14 protein-coding genes and 1 pseudogene are annotated in these 21,821 nt (G+C 54.6%); 1 reads left to right on the top strand and 14 read right to left on the bottom strand.

The annotated features are described in order from the left end of the window. The first annotated feature begins 218 nt into the window (after positions 1–218). A complete protein-coding gene (locus LMS44_RS05470; RefSeq protein ID WP_498947030.1) occupies positions 219–962 on the top strand; it encodes a LuxR C-terminal-related transcriptional regulator in 744 nt (247 codons plus the stop codon). A 20-nt stretch (positions 963–982) separates the two neighbouring features. Here the strand turns inward: LMS44_RS05470 and LMS44_RS05465 are convergent. From LMS44_RS05465 to LMS44_RS05400, 14 genes and pseudogenes are all read right to left on the bottom strand, one after another. Then, a pseudogene (locus LMS44_RS05465) lies at positions 983–1,718 on the bottom strand (IS5 family transposase). A gap of 260 nt (positions 1,719–1,978) precedes the next feature. Beyond that, entirely contained in the window at positions 1,979–4,714 is a 2,736-nt protein-coding gene (pigC, locus tag LMS44_RS05460; protein ID WP_278370750.1) for a prodigiosin ligase PigC, read from the bottom strand. A gap of 64 nt (positions 4,715–4,778) precedes the next feature. Next, a complete protein-coding gene (locus tag LMS44_RS05455; protein ID WP_498947027.1) occupies positions 4,779–6,044 on the bottom strand; it encodes a hypothetical protein in 1,266 nt (421 codons plus the stop codon). Next, a complete protein-coding gene (locus tag LMS44_RS05450; RefSeq protein ID WP_278370748.1) occupies positions 6,044–6,811 on the bottom strand; it encodes an ABC transporter ATP-binding protein in 768 nt (255 codons plus the stop codon). The genes LMS44_RS05455 and LMS44_RS05450 overlap by 1 nt, the downstream gene beginning before the upstream one ends. A 78-nt stretch (positions 6,812–6,889) precedes the next feature. Further along, positions 6,890–8,125, bottom strand: coding sequence for an ABC transporter permease (locus LMS44_RS05445; protein WP_278370747.1), 1,236 nt, complete (start codon positions 8,123–8,125; stop codon positions 6,890–6,892). After that, positions 8,122–9,342, bottom strand: a complete 1,221-nt coding sequence (locus LMS44_RS05440; RefSeq protein WP_278370790.1) for an ABC transporter permease — start codon at positions 9,340–9,342, stop codon at positions 8,122–8,124. Before LMS44_RS05440 ends, LMS44_RS05445 begins: the two co-directional genes overlap by 4 nt. A 42-nt stretch (positions 9,343–9,384) precedes the next feature. Then, positions 9,385–10,170: an outer membrane lipoprotein-sorting protein gene (locus LMS44_RS05435; protein ID WP_278370746.1), complete on the bottom strand. Its 786-nt coding sequence runs from the start codon at positions 10,168–10,170 to the stop codon at positions 9,385–9,387. A 57-nt stretch (positions 10,171–10,227) separates the two neighbouring features. Then, complete coding sequence (locus LMS44_RS05430) at positions 10,228–13,116, bottom strand: aminotransferase class III-fold pyridoxal phosphate-dependent enzyme (RefSeq protein WP_278370745.1); 2,889 nt, start codon at positions 13,114–13,116, stop codon at positions 10,228–10,230. A 14-nt stretch (positions 13,117–13,130) separates the two neighbouring features. After that, positions 13,131–14,882: a fatty acyl-AMP ligase gene (locus LMS44_RS05425; protein ID WP_278370744.1), complete on the bottom strand. Its 1,752-nt coding sequence runs from the start codon at positions 14,880–14,882 to the stop codon at positions 13,131–13,133. 88 nt (positions 14,883–14,970) lie between these two features. Then, positions 14,971–15,672 carry a hypothetical protein gene (locus LMS44_RS05420; protein WP_278370743.1) on the bottom strand — a complete coding sequence of 234 codons (702 nt, stop codon included), beginning with the start codon at positions 15,670–15,672 and terminating at the stop codon, positions 14,971–14,973. A gap of 428 nt (positions 15,673–16,100) precedes the next feature. After that, entirely contained in the window at positions 16,101–16,892 is a 792-nt protein-coding gene (locus LMS44_RS05415; RefSeq protein ID WP_278370742.1) for a 4'-phosphopantetheinyl transferase family protein, read from the bottom strand. Next, a complete protein-coding gene (locus LMS44_RS05410; RefSeq protein ID WP_278370741.1) occupies positions 16,889–17,227 on the bottom strand; it encodes a RedY/HapK family protein in 339 nt (112 codons plus the stop codon). Before LMS44_RS05410 ends, LMS44_RS05415 begins: the two co-directional genes overlap by 4 nt. Before the next feature lie 99 nt (positions 17,228–17,326). Then, complete coding sequence (locus tag LMS44_RS05405) at positions 17,327–20,095, bottom strand: beta-ketoacyl [acyl carrier protein] synthase domain-containing protein (RefSeq protein ID WP_278370740.1); 2,769 nt, start codon at positions 20,093–20,095, stop codon at positions 17,327–17,329. Next, positions 20,088–21,707, bottom strand: a complete 1,620-nt coding sequence (locus tag LMS44_RS05400) for an acyl-CoA synthetase family protein (RefSeq protein ID WP_498947022.1) — start codon at positions 21,705–21,707, stop codon at positions 20,088–20,090. The genes LMS44_RS05405 and LMS44_RS05400 overlap by 8 nt, the downstream gene beginning before the upstream one ends. Between the last annotated feature and the right edge of the window lie 114 nt (positions 21,708–21,821).

Below are 21,821 nucleotides of genomic sequence, written 5' to 3'. Positions count from 1 at the left end.
CAGCACAAAACCATCCTGCTATGTTTAATAATAATCAGTTCAATTTAAGTGGATTGAGTTTTTTTGACCTGTCGAGACATTAAGACAATGCGCCGGTGTCCACTGTTACTGAGCAAGATCATATCAATTATTTAATGATCGGAGCTCATTCACATGATGGTCACCTTAGCAAACTCCGGCAGGTGAATGAGAGTACACAGGCAGTGCAAGGAGATTCCATGGCCAAAGTATACTCAAAGACGAAAACACTGGATCCATATAACACTCAGCTTTTATTGGGACACCTTTCAAACTGTCTTCGGGGTGGGAGTGAAACCTCCATAACCAAGGCGATCCAGTGGCTTCAAAGCCTTGCTGATTGCGATAAGGCTATCGCAGCCCAACTTTGCCAGCCCCAGAAACTCCCACAGGTTCGTCAATTCATCAACCTTGGATACCCTCTCGAATGGATCAATCTATATAAAAGGGAGCAGTTTCAAAAACACGACCCAGTAGTCATGCATGGCATCAGATCTTCTCGGATATTTTCATGGTCCGACTCGTTTGACTCAAGGGAGTGCAACAAAACTTTGCTCGATGCCTCTATTAGCCACGGCCTAGACAATGGGTTTGCTTGTAGCTTTATAAGCCCCGATCACAGCCAAGTAACGTTTTTATCCCTCTCCAAGCCGAGTAGAAAACTGGATGCGCCACTAGAGTTCGCTATCGACAGCCTGATTCCTGCTTTACATTTCGCGTTCTCAATGTCACCTCCAGTGACAATGACCAAGCTGACAGCACGAGAAATGGAAGTAATTAGTTGGTCGAAGGAAGGAAAAACTGTCTGGGAAATCAGTGTTATATTGAATCTGTCGCAAGCAACTATTAAGTTTCATTTTAAAAATATCTATAAGAAACTTGAGGTCTCCAACAGAGCTCAAGCAATATCAGTGGCTATCGCAGCAGGACTGATAACACCATAGGCTTAGGGTATGTTGACGTTTCACATGAGTAGCCATAAAAACCACAGCCCAATGCCACCATACTTTCGTAGTTCCGCTTGAGCTTGTCGTAGCGCGTCGATATGATGCGATACGGCTTCAACCGCGCAAATGCATTCTCTACAAGATGACGATAGCGATATAACCCTCTGTCTAAACTGCTATTTTCTATCTTTGAATTGCGCTTGCGTGGAGTCACCGAGTCCTCCCCCTTGGCGTCGACTTGCTCACGGGTACGCTCACGGTCATACCCCCTGTAGCCACTAATGCTCCTCCTGTTGGCAGCTCAGCAACTGTGCCTCGGTGTTGTCATTTACCCCACCTCCGGTGATCCTGAAGGCAAACGGTAGCCCATAAGCGCCAACGGCTAGGTGAATCTTGCTTGTGTTGCCCGCGCGGCTTTTACCAATGGCTTGTAATTCTTCTGTCGCAGCCCCTGTGCTGTCTTGATGGGCCTTGATATAGGAGCCATCAATGAAAAACCACTCAGTATCTGGATCTTCCACTAACCGATTAAAAACAGTCATTGCCCGCGACTGACCAAGCATTAAAGCGCTTATTGACCGTATTCCAGTGCCCAAAGCCGTCGGGTAAATTGCGCCACTGGCAACCGGTACGCATTCGGTAAAGGATGCCTTCTACCATAATTCGCAGGTCAGGCTTGTCATAGATACTTTGTTGAAGCAGGATAGGTTTCAGCTTCGACCAGTGTTCATCCGTGAGCCTCAGTCGGGGTATGGCAAGCTCGCAGTCTGTTGGTGTCGGAACCTGTATTCTGCGAGTTTACCCTATCCTGCCAATGCTATCCCTCCAAATGTTAGCAGGCCCTATTACAAAATCTCGAATTTGCTAAGGATCACCTGTGTCCCAGGAACACAGGTGACCCATGGAAGGAAGCTACGAGATCTGCGACCAATGTCGCAATAGATGCATTCAAATGGCCAAATCTCACATGGTGTATGATCGATACGAGGAATCATTGACCTTCATTCACTTTGTCACCCTACTTTCTTTGGTCGTGCCGAGAGCTCGTCTTGAGCAACAGAGGACTGCTCGGTCACCCTAATCACCCCAGAGTTACCGTCCAGATACACAAGATCTCCAGTCTTGATCTTTTGAGTCGCATTTTTGACGTTCACAACCGCAGGAATGCCGAATTCGCGGGAGACAATGGAGCTATGGGACAGCGTAGAGCCGATATCAGTTATCACTCCGGCCGCAAGTAAAAAAAGAGGTGTCCAGGAAGCATCAGTGTACTTTGTGACTAAGATTTCTCCTTTCTGAAGTTCTTCCGCCTGCCGATCTAGATCAGTGACCACCCGCGTACGCGCGACAACAACACCGGGGCTGGCCGCCAGACCATCCAGAACTTCACCTTCGGCAGCCCCCTCACCTGCCCCCTCGTTGTATTCGGGCATATGACCGCCGATAATCGACATCGGGGGCTCCTTCATACGTTGATTGAGCATATGCTCGCGACGGTTATGCTCAATGAGTGCGGGGCTGAGGGCTTGCTCCGCGGATTTCTCACCGGCGATGTAGGCACGAAACTCATTGAAGTCCACATATGGAAGGTCATCGACAGATACCAAGCCATGCTCGCTGAGACGCTGCAGAACCTCCATAATGATCTTTCGGTAGAACCATGTCTCCGCGATGAACGTCGGCCGTGTAGCTTCCCGCCGTTCTGCCGTTCTGCCGTAGGCGGAGATCACGAACCGGAATGCCATGCGAGCTTTTAGGGGAAGTCCCGATAGGCACCTACGGGTTTCTTCCGCACGCTCGTCGCCTACCTTAACGAGGCGGGACTCCAGATTTATCTCGTTCAAAAGATACATGCGAATGATTTTTAGCAAGTAAACCGGGTCATCATGCCAACGCGGTATACTGAGATCGAACTCTTGCCGTCCACGAGAACCGAATTCGAACAAGAATCTCGCGAAAGGCCCTTCCCAGAAGAGTTTTCCTTTCGAATCGCGCTTCAATGCATCGGGAAGCTCTTCTGCCGATACCGATTGAAAGATCCTCCTCAGAGACGACGAGTTCCGCACATGCTCGGCCAAGTCTCGCAAGCCACGCGTTATCTCGATGGTTCGGAGGTTGTTCATTGATGCCTTGATCCGGTTCTGAAGGCCAGTCCCCTTCTGATCCAGCCAGCGCTCGCAGAGGTCGGAGAGTGCGTCATAAAGGGCGAAGGACTGTATGAAAAACGGCATATAAGCTTTACATCCGACCAAGAAATTCTGGTCAATTCGCATCAGTTCCGCATTCAACTGCGGAAGGGTCATCGATTGGAGGTCGAGCTTAAGGAAACGCTCGGTTTCCTTCTGCCTTAACTCAACGATGCGCCGCACCGTACGCCTCGCTGACACCATGTTGTAACCCTGAACACCGAGCCAATAGAGGCTACTCTTCAGGTAGGCCAAGCCACGCACCGCCGCCCCGTAAGGGTTCCGATAACGCGTCAGATCAACTTCGTCGGTCGCATGCCGCTCCGTGAACGTCACCGGATCGCGGGTTGGCGGGCACTGTGTCAGAAGCCGAGCCGAAGACGAAATATTCAGATAGACGTGGCCCAGAATGTAGCCCATGGAATGAGCAGGATCACCGATATCCAACAGGCCTATACGCTTGATCGCCGGACCGTGGATATTGTGCTGGTAGAACCGACAGAAGGATAGACCGAGGGGGGACATCAAGCCAGTCACAATCTCACCCGTATCCATCCGAGAAAACATCGCATTCTCGCGCACTGACTCGGTAGTTTCTTCAGAGTCGGCGTATAGACGCTTGCGCGACGAGGGCGCAACGAGTGTAATAGGCCTAGCTTGCAGTATCCACAACTTATCTTCCATCCACGCCCATTCCACGTCCATTTCGCACCCATAGTGCTTGCGAATCCGGTCGGCCTCGCGCGCCAGTTCCAGAGCCTGAGCGTCAGTTAACGAGGGAGCATCAATCGCCGCCGTTGGCACCTCTCGCAGCTCAGCACCTCCGTTTACGGCGTGCCCATACATCCATTGTTTACTTCGAATGTTTGCTTCCCGAACGACTTGGCGCGCACTATCTATCACGTAGGTGTCAGTTGTCACCTGTCCGGTGACAACGCCTTCGCCAACTCCCCAACAGGCTTCAATCACAAAGCGCTCAGAGTTCCCGCTGACAGGATCCGCAGTGAAAACCACACCAGCCACATCAGCGTCGATCATTGACTGAATCACAACCACGATTCCGTCGTCAACTGCTCCGGAATCGCCGCAACGATCGCGATAGACACGGGCTCGGGCGGACCATAGCGATGCCCAGCACCCCTTAACCGCATTACACAGAGCGTCATCACCCTGAACATAAAGGAAAGTATCATGCTGTCCGGCATAGGAGCGTTCAGCGCCGTCCTCTCGCAATCCCGAAGAACGGACTGCCACCTGCCCCCGCCCTAAGCAATCGTAAGCACTCACGATTTCATCCCGCAACGTTTCAGATAAAGGGCTGTTTACAATCCGAGCCTGTAACTCAAGGCAAACATCCTCAGTGACTTCCGAGAAGCTCTCTAGCCAATCCCGCAATCCCGATTCAACAAGAAAAGTATAGTAGGCGTCCGCTGTCACACACCACGCTTTAGGCACAGCAAAGCCGGCGGAAGAAAGTTTATTCAGCCCATCCCCTTTCCCCCCGAAACAGCGAGCATTCTCGCCCTCAACCCTTCCAATCTCACACACATGCCGATAGTCCATAGTTCTGCCCCCTCCTAATGCCTGACTGCGGCGCTACGCCGCGCTGATGTGTTCTAGTGACAGATCAGAAGAACCATTCAAAACGTAGATAGGCGTCCTCGCTATAGCCTTGCGGCGCCAGCTCAGGCCCCAGCGGCACTCCCGAGAACTCATCCTTTTTGCCCCCTGTCGAAAACCCGACCCCAGCACTCAGCAAGAAATCCTGCCTAACTTCCTGTTTCAGCCTGATCCGGTTAAAGTTGCTGCCATCATTCAGGTTCCACACCGCGTCCAGCCCAAGGCTCAACCGCGGTGTCCACTCGATAGAGCCCCCAAAAGCTAAGTAGTCCCTTCCTATAGCGAACAGGTCTCCCCGCTCCAAGCGCCGCAGCACATCCTCATCAAGCCTCTCGTAACTACCATCGGCAACGCCGAAGCCATTGCGATAGTACTCCACGTAGCCGTAGCAGGTGCGCTCCCAACAAGTCCAAAACCGATCTAGATTAGCGAGCCCACTGAAAACTGTTTCCTCGCCGTCGGTACGCGACGCGTTCGCTTCCAATCTCCATACCGCGCCGCGCCAGTCCCTGGCGACACTGGCACCGAACACTGGGCGCCCGTAGTGATGAGCAGCCATCAGGGTGGCCTCACTTTCGAGACCTATCCATTGTCGTCTTGCCGCATACGTCGCCGCTGCATGACTGACTGCCTGGGTATCCAACTCCCGCCGTGCCACCGCAGCGGCTTGAACTTCCCCGCCATCGGCTGTCATGTACTGACTAAACAGCATGTCTTCGCCAGGTTTGTAATCTTTGTCTAGTGCTCCCGGGGCGAAAGGACTAACCAAGTCGTTCACCTGAAAAAACAGCCCACTACCCCAGGTAATCGCCTGTCGGCCGATGGCACCGGAAAAGCGCATAGTCCCCCCCCCAATAGCCAAGCGGTCCAACCTTTGAACAACCTGGTGACGGCCGTTTTCGCTGACGGTATCGCTGAGTCGAAGCAGGCGGTGATCGTCTTCGGGGATAATGCGGCTAGTTTCGAACAAGGGCACGTCCTGCCGCGAAAGCTCCTCTCGACGCTCGACCGTGCTGCCATATTCACCGAGCAATTCATAGTGAACTCGGAAATCAAAGTGCCGACTACTTCCCTCCAGCTTCAGTCGCAGATTCGAGGTTGCCTCACTGCCCCCCCCCCTGTCCTCAGCAGCTCGGATATCTTCTGCATGATAGCGCTCGACTCGACCACTGCCTTTGAGATGGCCGCCATAATTCCAGGTCCACTCCGCAGCGGCCGGGCAAGCCACAGTTGCAAATGCGACAGCTATCAAAACAACAATCCAGCGCTCCATCACTGCTGCTCATCCGCTTCCAATCGCCCATCGCATAACCGCACCACCCGTCCGGCATAAGACATAACTTGAGGGTCGTGGGTAGACAATACGAAGGTCATTCCATGAGTGGAGTTGAGATCCCGCATGAGTTCGAGCAGCGATTCCGATGTTTTGGAATCTAAATTGGCGGTAGGCTCGTCGGCGAGCACGAGTTTGGGACGGGACGCCATTGCACGCGCTACAGCCACTCGCTGCTGCTGACCACCGGAGAGCTCGCCAGGGCGTCGATCGGCCATATCTCCCAACCCGACACTGCCCAAGGCATCCCGGGCCCTGCTCTCGCGCTCCGCCTTGGGTACGCCCTGAACCTGAAGCACCATCTCCACATTCTCCTGTGCGGACAGCACGGGAATCAGGTTGTAGGCCTGAAACACGATCCCGACGTGGTACAAACGCAACTCCGCCAGGCGATCCTTGTCGAGTCCCTCCAGTGCCTGGCCCGCAATTGCAACGCTTCCAGCGGTCGGAGTATCAAGGCCGCCGATAAGATTCAGGAGCGTCGACTTCCCGGATCCTGAAGGTCCGCACAGACACACGAACTCTCCATGAGTCACCATCAAATCGACGCTGTCTAACGCTTTGACTTCAATTTCACCGGATATGTAGATCTTGCTCAATCGTTGACAAACCACGATCTCCCGAGACGGAGTCTGATCCACGGAGACGGGAAAAATCTTTCTCTTTGAAGCCGTTTTAGAGACCATATTTTCTGTATCCGTCGACATAAACATTCTCCTTTTGCTGGAGGCAGGCACCTGCCTTAAACTTATGTTGCAATTTCGCTTAAGACTGTCGATTCACTGTTATTGGTTGAGGCCTTCGATGGGGGTACGGCGGGTCGCCCACCAAGCAGGATACAGGGATGCTAATAATCCCAGCGCCAGAACCAGAACTACCGCGAACAACTGATCGTCTAGCGCCAAAACAGGTACAATCAGGTTTCCGAGCCCTGTCAGGTCACCGCTTCCCGCGAATATGGAAAGATTGATCCCGTTGGGCATTGCCGCTAACGTCAACAAAACCAATACGTTGCCTGCCACCACACTGATTATTAGCAACAGCATGGATTCGCTCAGAACAAGCGCCATCAACTTTCTCCGTCCGAGACCAAGTGCTTGTACCAAGCTGAATTCCCGCGCACGTTCAGTTACAGCCATGGTCAAGGTGTTTACCACCCCGAAAGCCATCGAGATAACCACTACACCGAACCAAATGGACGTTATGCCTTCGACAACCTGCAGACGGGCCATAGTTAGCGGCAATGCTTCCTGCCACGTTCTAGCTTCCAAGTGCGGAACCACGTTCGCAAACGCTTCGCCAAGCGCATCGATATTGATCCCCGAAACTGGCTTGACCGACACTTCCGAAATACTTCCATGCAGTTCAAGAAAATCCTGTGCGACCTGTCGTCCAGCAAACACAAACGCTTCTTCCGTGGACTCTAGCTTCGCCGAGAAAATACCGACAACCCGGAATCCTCGATCCACTACTTGGTTATCTGGGTTTTGGCTCAGTAGGACGATACGTCGGCCAACGCTGGTTTCGAGACGCTCGGCCAAGCGCTGCCCTAGGAGCACTCCGACGTCGTTCTCTCCCTCCAGATAGCGTCCCTGCACGACCGCATCGGCGATAAACGACACTCCCCGCTCCGACTCAGGATCGACCCCCACTAGCGACACACGAGCAGAGGCGTGCTCGCTGCTTATAACAGAAGGCACACGTATCCGAGCCGCCCAGCTGTCGATCATTTCGCCATCAAGCAGTTCCCTGAGCGCGCCCTCTGGGTATGGGATGCTGTGATCAATACTCATGTCATTCCAGTACGCAGAATCCCGGACTTGGACGTAGCCAGTAAGCGTTGCAACCGCGTCCTCCACAAGCTGTTCGTTCCAACCGCGCATAAACGAAGCCACAATAATCATCGACCAAATACCGAGACTGATGGCGAGCAATAAAATCGCAGTTCGCCGAGGATTACGCCAAAGGCTGCGCCAAGCCATCGTCAAAATTAACTTTGAGGTACCGCTGAATATTTTCATACTGCACTCATTGCATCGACGGGTTTTAGGCGGGTGATACGCCCGGCCGGATAAAGCGCTGCCAGTAGAGTTAGCACTGACACGATTAACGGCCCGGCAATCACCGACAGAGGAGTAAGCCTGGGATGAATCACAGACGGCAGGTGGAATTGCGATGCAAGCTCGCTTGCCCCGGGAATGGCGAGCCCGTTAAGACGTAGATATTCCACCGCAGCACTACCGAGGAGAAGTCCGATCGATACTCCAAGGCCGACAAGCAGCGTTGTTTCCAACATGATGAGGGAGGCGATACGCCGGGTGCTGACACCCAACGCCAGCATCACGCCAAACTCACGGATCCGTTCCATGACCGACATTAGGAATGTTGTGAGAATGCTCAACACCACGATAATCACCAGTACCAAGTACATGATCCAGGCGCCGGCCTGATCCAATGCAATAGCCTGTTCGAGCCCGGGTATGAGACGCTGCCACTCGACAACTTCTAGAACTCCTCCGTTCGGCAATAACGCCTGAGTCGCAGCGCTCGCGGCCTCTAGTTGCGCCAAAGGAATGTTGCCGACCACAATGGCATGCACATCATCCCGCAAGTCGAAAGTGGATTGAAACGCGGGCAGCGGCATGTGCACCGTGCCTTGATCAAGCTCTTCGGCGCCGCTGTCAAAGATGCCCACCACCTCAATAGCAGCAACCGCGAGCGATCCGTGCCGCCCCTGCCCCAGAAAGATAAGCTCTTCGCCTACCTCCACTTGAAGATTGCTCGCCAGTGGTTTACCCAGCACGGCCTCCATGGCCTCAGGCTTTTCCAGATAACGGCCCTCGACAATAAGATGAGGAACGGTGGACACCCGCCCCTCTTCCGTTGGCATTACGCCAACGACTTCAACCCCCTGAGAGCGTTGCTTCGAGGAGATCAATCCCAGCCCATACGCACGAGCGGCAACCGCGTTGGTATCGAGCCGCTCAGAGATTGCTGCCAGCAACGAATTCGGATCAGCTATAGTGTCATCCATGCGACGGTCGTCTTGATATCCGATGCGCTGGACTTGGAACGATCCGGAAAACACACTAAGAGTATTCTCAATGGCAATCGCATAGGTGCTATATTGGATTGCTAGCATGAATACCAAAACGAGTGTCGCGAAGGTAATGGCGCTTACTGTCAATAGCGTACGGCGACGTTGACGCCATACATTGCGCCAAGCAAGACGCAGCATCATTATCTAGCTCCTTTTTCTAGTTATTCCTAGATTCACGCGTCACAATCTTGGATTACGCAGGCTCGCGACCGAGAATAGACGGGGAGATATCTCCATATCGAACTCTGCTTCTTCGATGATTATTTCGGTCCACTCCCCCGGTTGATCCGAGCTCTCCATCCGCTGCCTTGCCGCAACCATTCTGCCGCCCATAAACACCACCTCGTTGGTTTTCATCTCCTTGACCAACTCCCCTTGTTGATCGAAAAAGGCTTGCCTCATCAGTATGAAATCGTCCCGGATGTCCAACTCCACATGGCCCCATACGACCGGAGAATGCTCATGGGGTGTGAGTTCTAAACGGAAGATCCTATGATCTCCCTCCATCGATTCACCGACGAGCTTGTGCGAGTAGTCCTGCAAAATGCTATCGGATCGAGAGATCTCATTGTTCGAGAAATCCGACCCCATCCATTGCTGGCTCATCATGGAGCCTGGCACCCGCACCACCCGGCTCACTTTCGGCGAGAAGCTCCACATTGCTCCATCCATTAACAGAGAACCCGCACCAGCGTCTCGTTCTGGAGCCAGAACGCGAACGAGCGATTTATCATGCCCGGCTGTCCAAACCCGTACTGCCATCTCACGTTGCCAGTCGGGACGAGTGACGATCATGCGCAGAGTCGACTGCGAGGTATCGCCGCGCCACTGCTGGAGCGTGGCTTCAACCAGTTCTCTTGCCACAGGAACGGATGTCGCTTCATCGTCTGCCGCTGCGGATACTGCAATAACCCAGAAGCCAACCAACACGAGTAGGCGGCACCAAAAAGTGTTTACGGATTTCATGAAACAACTCCCTTATCGATATTTCGCTCGCAGCCGAGCTCGAGTAGTACTGCTTGCTTAAACAAAACGGGTAAGCTCCCGTCCACTGCCGAAGCCTTCGGGCGGATTCAAGTTTGAACTCCGATGCAAGAAGTCACGCAAGCGCCCCGATGAAACTAAGCGTCCAAAGCTTCTAGGCGCCGCCGCAAATACTCCGTGCTTCTTCGCGAAGAACTCCAGATCGATTACGCTCTGAATCCCCGGCCGCTGGAGCGAAGCAAGTCCCAAGGCCCCTTCCAAGCCGATGAGGATGGTTTCCGCCATGCACGCATAAGCCTCCCCGTGAGCCAGTCCGTAATTGCCGATATTCGGACTTCCTGGGAGCTCCACCACGCCGCCATCAATTAACAGCACATCCAGGCGATCCAGGATCCGTTGCGATACATTCCGTGGCCGAGACAGGTCGCAAACAATAGTTCCGCTTTTGAAGTGCTCTGGCTGAAGAAAGGGCTCCGGAGAGTTAGTCGAGACAAATGCAACGTCAACGCCAGCCAGTTCTGTAAGTCGCCGACCGATGACGATCAAGCCATACTGTTCGGCATATGAGAGCAAGTCTTCAGGATCGGTATCACGTGCCATGCGTTGATAAAGAACATCCAGAATGCTGCCTTTTTGAGGAGGTTCCCCGACACCTGCCAACGCTTGCCATGAGCGAAGCACATCTTTCATAATCAAGCGCAAATGGGAGGACATAACTTCCGGTGCTGTGCTCGGATTACCTGTTAACAGCAACGAACCGGCCCGTGTCAGCAGAAGCGATACAAGTGCCGAGCCTACAGAGCCGCCGGCCCCCACCACCGCGACTTTCATCTTGGGCCACCCAGCACCCAAGGCGAGCAAGGCTCGTTCCGCATTCTGAACACCAGCTACCGCGGTGTACGCATTACCCGTGGTGACAGCTAAACCACCCTGGGCAAACTGCTCCCCACCGTTGCTTAAGATAGACGTGTAGGCCCCTAGACCGATCAAGTGAGCGCCCCTAGTTGCGGCAAGGTCATAGGCTTCTTTGATTGCCGCTTGACTGTCCCTACGTGGCATCTCTAGCAACTGGGTCGTGGTATACGGAACCATGATAAAATCCACATCGATATCTTTGCCCGCCAAGCTTCTAACGTGCGCCTGCGAGGAGACGAAGCTGCCAAAGTTCCCGGACACACTTCGTTCAAAGGCAGTTAGCGCAGTACTATTGAGACTACGCAACGTCGGATCGTAGTCAGCGTAACTGTCTGAGGTTAGCGGGTGGAGGAGAAATGCGACGGTATTGCCGGACGTATGACTCAAAGGCCTACCCGGTACAGTCTGGTTCGGACTCGCACCGGGATCTTGTCCAGCCAGCAAGCCTTGATAGAACCGGCCCGTGTCCCCTGTGCTCAGCACTGCCAAGGCACGATCTAGCGCGGCTATCGCGATATCGCATTCTTCCCTTGTAGCCATCAGCGGGGGCTCGATGCGCAATACGCTGTCGGAATTCAACGTAGCTGCAAACCGGACTTTTTCAACATTGAGGATATACGCCGCCAGAAACGAGACCAGTTCTTCCTGGTCGGCGGCAACGCCGAGCAGATTACTATCCCATCGGGATCGCTCAAGTCGCAGCGACAAGCCGAGCAATAATCCACGGCCGCGAACTCCTGCAATAAGCCCCGGGTAACGCGCCTGCAAAGCACACAGCTGGGCTTTCAGGTACTCACCGATCTCACGCACATGAGTTAGCAGTGCATTGTCGTTTTCGGTCAAGAGCTCAATCGTCGCAAGACCGGCGGCCATCGCGAGGGAGTTACCGGCAAATGTCGACGAATGGCGGCAGCCGAACTCCCATGTATAATGCTCCGCTCGGCAAAGGCATGCGCCGACAGGCACCAAACCGCCGCCGAGCGCCTTCGAGAGCGCGATTATATCCGGATCGCTTTCTGCGGAAGCGAACAAGGTTCCAGTACGACCAAGTCCGGTCTGCACTTCGTCAGCGATATAGAGAACGCCGTACCGGTAACAGAGCTCACGCACCGCCTGAAGATAACCTGGCTGTGGCTCGACTACGCCTCCCTCGCCCTGAATAGGTTCGACGATAAAAGCAGCGAAAGCCTCCGGTTTGCTAGCAAGTACCGCTTCCAGCGCTAGGATATCCCCATATGGTACTCGAGAAAATTCTGAGCTCGGCAGATGAAACGGCTGCTGGTACTTGGCACGGCCGGACGCCGACAGCGCTCCCCGGGTTTTCCCGTGAAATGCACCATCGGTTGAGAGGATAGACGGGCGCCCAGTGGCACTGGTAGCAATCTTGATTGCTACCTCTAAACTTTCAGCGCCGCTATTGCAGAAAGTCACGCGTTCCAGTCCGGGAGGGGCGACCTTGACCAGCTCGCGAGCCAAAGCGCCTGCCAGACCCAAGAGGGAGGGCTGAGCCATCGCCGGCTCCTCTCGCTTATAACAAGACGATAGCGCCTGCCATACGCGATCTGGATTATGTCCGAAAGGGAGGGCTCCGAACTGAGCTATAAAGTCGAGATAAGATTGGTCGCCCTTGTAGAGATAACTGCCTTTGGCACGAGTGAACTCATGATCGATGTAAAACTGCCGCATTAGATTGGCGAGATGCGGGTTAACGTAGCGTGCGAAATCATGCTCGTCCACATTCGTGGAAGCGCTCTCTTCCGGCGACTCGCCGTGCAGCCGTTCGGTAACGTAATCAATCAGTTGCTCCACTGACTGTATATGCCAAAGATCGTCTTCGTTGATACAACACCTCATGCTCTCCTCTATCTGCCCGATGAGGCTAAGTGCAGTTACCGAATCAATCCCAAGCGCAAGCAGATCCTCATCCGTATCAATTGCCCCCGGAGAAACTCGGGCTGCTTGTGCAACAAGCCCTATCATCGTTTGTCTCACGGAAGGGGGGAAGTTATTCATCGTTAATGACTCCCTCAAATGTCAGCCGTGGCCAACTTTGGTTTCAAGAAGTCCTCCACGTACAGCGCTTCGTCCGAAGCGCCTGCGAGATACATTTCGCAAGCCTGCTTCCGCTGCTTTTTGCCGCTTGTTGTGCGCGGTAGAACCCCGCGCCGGATAAATACCAACTGCGCCAAATCGACCTGAATGTTTCTCAGAACCTGCCTACGCATTCGTTGCGCAGCCTTGGCATAATCCTCCGGTTCGAGGTTCCTTTTCGTGACTTCCTGCATGAGCACAATGTGTTCCTGCGAATTATCGCTTATGGCAAAAGCCACACCATCACCCATGAGTTCGGCGATATCGCTATCCTGGAGAGCTGAGTGCTCCACATCTTCTGGACTGATGTTTCTTCCGTTATAAACAATCAGATCCTTCAATCTGCCAGTGACATATAGCTGCCCTTCCAAGATAAAACCCAGATCTCCTGTTCGGAGATAGGAGGGGGCTTCTTGACCGTGGAGGGACGCATGAAACGTTGCCACGGATAAGGCTTCCTTACCCAAATAACCACGCGCAACACTAGCGCCGGCCACCCAGATCTCGCCTATTCGCGCATCCGGCAATTCACGTCTCGACTCGGGGTTTACGATTCGCACATCCAGGGCGGGGGCGGAAACATCTCTCACGGCTCCACATGCAACGAACGCTCGCCCTTCCGCTGCGGGGCGAGCCTCATGGACTTCGGTTAGCGAGCGAGGATCTACGGTAATGGTGCGATGCGCGGAGTTTGCGTCATACGAGGAGACACAAAGTGTCGCTTCGGCCAGTCCATAAGCCGGGACATGCGCCTCCGGGCGAAAACCGAAAGTTATGAAACGCCGACTGAAGCGCTGCAGCGTGGCATGCCGTACCGGCTCGGCACCATTAAACGCCACTCTCCAACTGCTGAGATCCACCCCGCCTATTTGTTCGTCAGAAATTTGCTTGACGCAATGTTCGAAGCCGAAGTTTGGTGCACCAGCAACATCGCAACGATAGTCGCTGATCATTTGTAACCACAGGCTGGGCCTTTTCACGAACGTCTGGGGGGATATGATTATTGCTGACGCGCCCGTGTAAAGCGTTTGCACGATGACGCCGATCAAGCCCATATCGTGGAAGAACGGCAACCAGCTTGCGAATACGGAGTCTTGCCTGATATGCCAACGCGCCTGTAGGATACGGCTGTTATGAATAAGGTTAGCATGGTCAACCATTACACCTTTAGGATTACCCGTAGATCCGGAGGAGTACTGAATAAACGCGAGATGCGACGGATTCGAGTCAATCCATAGATCGTCGGCATCACCATCTAGCTCTTCGACACAGACCACGACTACGTCGTCCATGCCTTCTTCCGATAGGAACCCCTTAATACGTGCCTTCCAGGCAGTGCTGACCAGGATGTGTGAAGCACCGGAATCTCTAACCAGATGCTTAACACGCAGGAGATGATGTCGGCTCCCAGCCGGTAGTGTGGAGGGTACCGGGATCGCCGCAGCGTATTGGCAACCAACAAACGCCTTAATGAACTCCCCGCCGGTTGGAAACAATAGCAGGACAGGCTTCTGTACCAGCCCCCGGCTCTCAAGCCAGGCAGCTATTGCTCTTCCCGACCTATCCAGATCCCCAAACGTTATGGATTCAGTCAACTTCCCGTCATATCCAAGAAAGCTAAACGCACGCTTTTCTTCTAATTCAAAGGAATTCTTAATCAATAATTGAACAAGCGTCATGATCGGCATCACTCCTTCTCCTTCCTGGTATCAGCCGCCGCGGCAAGGCCATGCCCAGCTTACTTTCAAGCCTGGATCGACATAAAAAGCTAGTGCTCTAGCCCGCCGCCCAAGCGCTCCTCGTGAAATCAACAATACTGTCGGCACTTCTTCTTGGATTCGTGCCACATCCACCTGATCCACGACCCAAGCGCGCGAAGAAAATGACTCGCCCAGGTGTCGACAAACTAGCCTGTAGTGCCTGACGCGCATCCTCGTGCTGCAACATCACACTGATCGGATGGATTGCCAGCCCTAGCTCCTCGGCACGAAGCCATACTTCAAGGAGCCGACTGCCAGCCTGGAAGAGTTCTTGTTCCTGTGACCGAGCACAAGGCAGAGCGGCAACCAGCAGGTGAGGCGAACCGGCTACCAGATCCGCTAACTGCGAGGCCATTCGGCAAGGAGTCCCAAACAAGCGCAGGCACTGCATCACGGCGGGGTCGAGAACCCACCGCATTAGTCGCTGGCGAGCTTGAGACATTGGCCCCATCAAACTTCTGAGAAAGAAACCGTCATCCGCAGATTTGTTCTCGTTGAAATGGATATAGCGAAAGGTCTCCCTCCAAGCGGAATAGCAGGAGAAATCCCTCACGGCAAACCGGCGCACCAGGGCGGCAACCGCTTCGCGCTTGCGACGATCCGACTCTATGGCGATATTCAGGTCAAGTTCAGCATCTGTTGGGGCAATCAGCCGTGCCACTTCCTCAACCGTGCAAGGACGCCCAAGGTATTGCTGCCGCTGTGTCCGCCTGGACATTGCGATCCTCTTTAAGCGATCAAGCTCAAGCTTCTTCCCCTGACCGGAACGCCTCAGGGCAATCAAAGCCAGCGCTCGAATTTGCTCAGTTTCCTCAATACTTGCCGTATCGGCGTAGCGGTTACGCTTGTCTAGCCAGGTAACATCGCTTTCGATCCCCTGCGCTCTCAAAGCCGCACACAACAGCTGAGAGAACATTCCGCAGCTGATTAACATTTCCGCGTCCAAAGCGGGGAGTGCTCGAAGCTGCCTCCTGCAATCAATAGCCAGCAAGACATACACTTCCTCCTGCCTCGGTCGAGAATCTAGTATCCTCGCCGCCAAGCAGGGCGACACACCGAGCAGACGCCAAGGCTGCGAATTATGCGAAGACGGAGACCAGCGCGCCACGTCAACCGCCTCTGTCAGCAAGGAAGCCCACTGGTATGTCATCGCGCGCCCCCCGCCAAACCAACTGTAAGAGGCGATATCGGCGTCCCAACGACGACCACACCATAGCCATCCACAGCTACGCCATAACCAGCCAATCCCATCGCTCGCCCCAGTTGCCGGTGCAGTCGAGGAGAACTCTTCCATGTTAAGCGCCCCTCCTGATCGATTCGCTGCAACTCTAGATCATGGAACCATCCAAACACCCCACGCCCATGGGCTTTCATGAAGGCTTCCTTGAAGCACCACGCCAGCGTCAGCCAACGACGCTCTCCCCCAGGGCTGATTATCGAATCACGACCTTTTTCACTAGCAGTAAATGCCATGTCTTCGGCCGCGGGGCTGAAGGCGCGAAGTTTCTCGACATCTACTCCGACCGGCGCCGCGCTCACCACCGCCACAGCGACATCCCAAGAGTGGCTAATGCTGACATATGCTTCTTTTATAGAGGCAACAGGCTGGCCTTTATTGCACGCCCTATTGCTGTTTTCGATCGTGATAGCTGATAACTCATCTACCCGGTCAAATGTCTGCCAGGATCGCAGTGCAACCTTTGCCGCATAGCGTCCCGCAAGCCATTCGTGTCTGCGCTTATTCACGGGCATCCCCTCTGCGCGTGCTAGCTCACGCTCGTTGAATGCCTCCCAAGGCGTATCATTTCCGGAGAACTGCTCAACTGCTACCATCACAATCCGCCATGATCCAAGGGCAAGAGTTCGATACCTAGCGCATTCCAAGCCGCTATGGACATGGGAAGTGGCGACATCCAGCCATACACTTGTTTGGTTCATTCAGCCACCCCCTCGTCCACAGCATGCGGATAGCCGTCGCCAAGCTGTTCGCCAGCCACCTCTTCCACCACATCGGCCATCGTAGAAAACTCGCTTTCGAGCGATTTGAAGGTCGGCGTTGACATATCGGCATCGAATGCACTTCTGCTGCTTACTCTGATGATCTCGACATAGTGAAACGGAGCCGTCGAGGCCTCACTCACCCGATGCACGTCGAATGCAATAACGCTCGTAAGCTTGTGGCAGGCAACATAATCCGAGTTGACCACCCAGCGCTCGAACTCGCGGCGCAGAGCTGGGTCGCGAAGGCGAATCTTATGGATCACTACTTCCATGGGATTTGCTCCTTCATCACGTACAAACGATTTAAGCCTAGACTCTCGAACCATGGCGCCCAGAGAAGAAACGAGCGATGCGTAAACTGCTTCAACCCTTTACGACGAATCATCCACGCTTTCCAACAGGAGATGAAAATTGATTCCGCCCGTTCCGAAAGAACTGACTCCAGCTCGCCGGCGGCCATCGCACGGCCGCCAGGGCTCGGCGGCCGTGACCACCTGTGCCGGTACCTTGTCCAACGGCAGTTTGTTATTCAACGATCCGCGCAGAATAGTCGGTGGCAAAGTGCCATGGTGCATAGCCAACACAGTTTTGAGCAGCCCGGCCGAGCCGGAGGCGGCGAAGGTATGCCCGATATTCGATTTCACTGAGCCAATCCTTAGCGGCAGATTACGTCTACCGACCTTGTAGACGGAGTTGATAGAGCTGACTTCCGCAATATCCCCTAACCGTGTTCCGGTACCGTGCGCTTCAACGTACTGAACCGTTGCGGGCGTGTAACCCGCCTGCTTGAAAGCGCGGCTGATGGCCAAGGATTGACCATCAACATCGGGCGCTGTCATTGACACAGCATCCGCGGAAGCGCCGATGCCTGTGATACAGGCATAAACGTGATCGCCGTCGCGCGTAGCGTCGCTAAGGCGCTTCAGAACGAACATGCCGGCTCCATCGCCAGGAGAGAACCCATCGGCTCCTTCAGCGAATGGAGCAATCCGCTCGCGCGAGAGCATCATCTGTGAAGCGCAGAGAACTATATCTCTGGCGTTAACCGGCAGCTCGACCCCCCCCGCCACGATCAGATCGTAGCGACCCTGCCGCAAGGTCAATATGGCGTTGCTTAGTGCCGCCATCGATGAAGCGCAGGCCGCCTCCACCGCGACAGGCACCGCATCGAGCGAGAAACAGTTAGATATCAATGACGCGGCACCACTCGCCAGGCAACCATCTAGCGTGAACTGGTCGATCTCGATGCCATTTCTAGCAGCGTCCGACTTGACTTTACAGCGGCTTGAATTCGGCGCGTCTCCTTGCAGCACATTCACCAGCTCTCGCCGATGTAGATCGCAGACTAGCTGACGTTCGCGGTTCAAGGTAAGGGTGGTGCCGATGAAAACGCCCACACGCCCCACCCGATCACGCTTGTCCTCAAGGCGGTAATCCGCCAATGCCTCTGCTGCGACTCCAAGCGCATGTTGCTGCGCTCTGTCCATGGCGGCTGCCCGTTTAGGGAAAATACGGAAGCTCGCAGCCTCGAAATCCCTGTACCTGAGATCAGAGCCATACTCGGCGTAGCTGGACAAAGCACGCGCGGAGCCACCGCTAAAGTACAATGCCCGAGGTAAAACGCTGTCGGGCACAGGGCGGATCGAATCGACGCCATTACGCAGCAAGTTCCAGAACTCAGCGCTATCGGCGGTCGATCCAAACGCCCCCCCCAAGCCCACAATCGCAATCGGCTCCGGCTTAGCAACCGGATGGCTAGTAAGATTTGCTTGCTTGACGAGTATTTGCGAACGCACCCGATCAAGCAGAACAAGCTGCCAGTTCAGGCCGGTCACGCTGGAACCGATGATTCCCGCTGTTCGCCCCGACTCGCTATCCGACTTCCAAGACCTCTTACCATCGCAATAGCTTAGGCCGCCTGGAAGCGGCAAGCGTGTCCGCGGCCCGGATGTCATACCGGGAAGCTCTTCGCGTTCCATCGCAAGGCTCACGGCAGCAACAGCAGTCAGCGCCGAGTTCGCCAGCGTGTAGCCGAATGCCGTAACGCTGGAACCAAGATAGGTCGAGGAAACGCCCGCAGCTCGTGGCTGGGCTGCCAGCGCCTCAACCACGTGTTTACCGATATCACCAATACCCGGCAATACGCAATCTACGTACTGCAACTCGCCCACCGAGAGTCCAGCCTGTCGGCAGGCTTGCGAGAGAGCACATTGCGCCCGTGTTGTATCTGCGGAGTACCGAAAACCGTTCGCAACCCCGCCCGGTGCTGCCGCAATGCCCCCTAGTACGCTGTAAATCCGGTTACCATCGCGCTCAGCGTCAGATAAACGTTTAAGCAGCAGCGCTGTGGCGCCTTCGCCGATAGGTACCCCTTGAGCTTCCTCATCGAAAGGTCGCGCGCCTGGGCATCCCAAGAACCCCTTTTTCTCCAGCGCAAGCGGTAACAAAGGGCTTTCCAGTCGCTGACCGGCAGTGACAATTGCAGCATTACACTTCCCACTCCGGAGCCCAACCAGAGCGGCCTCCAGTAGGGCATAACCCGTAGCGTCAGCACTTTCCATGCACTGAACCTGCCCCCGCAGCGATAAGAGAGAAGCGATTCGAGCCGGCATGCTGCTCGCCATCTCTCCCACCTTGTCGTGAGAAGACGTACCGAAGCGAACCTGTAGCCTCATCAACAAACTCTCCAACGACTCGTCCGCATTGGCCGCCTGGATTAGCTCGTGCGCGACTCGTACGCCCTCCACTTTCAGTGCATTGGCGAAAGTGCTATCGAAACCGAAACAGCTGCCGCAATAGACATCGACGTCATCGCGCGGCCAGTCGCCTTCTTTGTAACCGGCGTCATGAACGCACTCTTCCACCGCCCGCAAGAGCGTTAACATCATTTTGGAGACTGCTTTGCGATAGGCCGGAGGAATACGAAAACGTTTGTAGTCGAAAGAGAGCTCCTCGAAGAACGCTCCGTGCCACCGAGCGAGCGCTTCTTCCACGCAAGGTTCTGTCAGCCAGTATCGCTCCATCGGAACCGGTTGGTAGCACGGATCGCGATCTACCAAGCGCCGCCAAAAAGCCTCTTTACCGGCAGCCTGGGGATACATGCAGCCAAGGCCTACAATAGCAATAGGCTCCTCACGCATTAGTGGCTCCCTTGACTCTGGCCGTCACAGGGTCGGCGTCGTTAACAACTCGCGCTCGGCGTTCCTCCGCCCATGTTCTCGCAAGTCCGCGGTAGTCAATCTTGCCGTTAGCGTTGCGTGGAAGCTCAGCTAGACGGTGCGCGCGCCGTGGGATCATGTACCTTGGCAGTCTGTCGCGGCAGAACGTTTTTATGTCTATTACAGTCGGTGCATGCTCATCGCTCTGAGCAACAAAGTAAGCGACGATCACATCCGACCCCCACTCAAACTCAGCCACTACAGCAACCTCGGCGAGTCCAGGCATACGCTCCATGGCCGACTCGATTTCACCCAGCTCAACGCGGTTGCCCTGAACCTTGATCATCCTGTCTCGCCTGCCATGATATCTGATCAACCCATTTTCAAGGCTCACCAAATCGCCCGTCGCGTGGCGTCTGCATCGGTGATAAGCGCGGTTCTCCGAAAACTCCATCTGCCAATAGCCAGGTGTCACGCATGAACCCGAAACAACCAATTCGCCAAGTTGCTTGTCACCTGCCACCGGGCAACCGTCACTATCGACAATGGCCGCCTCCACGCCGGGGAGAGTACGGCCAATGTAAACCGGTCGTTCTAGCAAAAGATCCTCTGGGCGAACCTTGTGGTACAGGCAGACGTTCGTTTCGGTAGGCCCGTACAAGTTGTAGAGCTGACAGGACTCCGACAACAATGACCTCAATGTTCGCAGTTGCTTGATAGGGAACACCTCGCCTGCGAATAAGACGTAACGTAAAGAGCGAGCCGACCTCGAACAGAAGGCTTCGCGATTCACTAACAAGGTGAGCACTGAGGGCACGCTATACCACACGCTCACGTTGTACCGCCTAATGCCTTCCAGCAACCCGGACACGTCGCGTTGCTCGGACTCGGGTATTATCCAAATAGCGCCTCCTGAGGCCGCAGCGGCAAAGACGTCGAAAGTACTCAGGTCGAAATGGAATCCGGCATGATTGGCAAAGACGTCATGCTCCGACAGGGAAAACTCTTGCTGCGCCCAGCTCAAAAAGCAGTGGAGATTGCCGTAACTGATCTGCACTCCTTTCGGAGTCCCGGTTGAACCCGAGGTAAACAAGATAGCAGCAAGATCCTCTGAGGCGGGATAGCGAGGTGTCACGAAAGCTCTGCTTTGATCCAAGGTCGCCACACTGATCACGGCTGGCGCGCCTTTTCCGACAGTTAGCGTGTGCGAAGGATCATCCAGCACGACAATCAGCCTGAGAGAGCTTAGCTGTAAGTCAGCGAGCTCTTGAAGGTGCGCATAGTCAGTGACGAGCACTTGGGGATTAGCGCTCGCTAGTATCTTTTTCGCCCGTTCAGCCGGCTGTGCCCCATCCAAAGGCACATAAACGCCTCCTACTTCCATAGCGGCATACAGCGCAACCAGATATTCTGGGCACTTCGGGAGCCAAATCGCGACCCGCTCTCCCGCCTCTAAGCCACTCGACGCAAACTGAGCGGCCCAACGCCGAACGCGCAAGTAGAGCTGGCTATACGAAAGGGCTGCATCGCCAACGAGCGCCGGCCTTTCAGAAAAGCGTCGAGCAGCAAACCTCAGGTAATCTATGACCGACATATGCGAGTTGTTGTCCATGCTTCTGTCCTCTAGCTCGTGGCTCGCTAGCCTCGTGACTTTTCTTTTCCGTTTCGATGCAGTAATGAGTGGGCAAAGCCCGCCCGTTCTCCGAAT

The sequence above is a fragment of the Halomonas profundus genome (genome assembly GCF_020865425.1).
GTDB classification, from domain to species: Bacteria; Pseudomonadota; Gammaproteobacteria; order Pseudomonadales; family Halomonadaceae; genus Vreelandella; species Vreelandella titanicae.
This window is presented reverse-complemented; position numbering and strand designations above follow the sequence as displayed.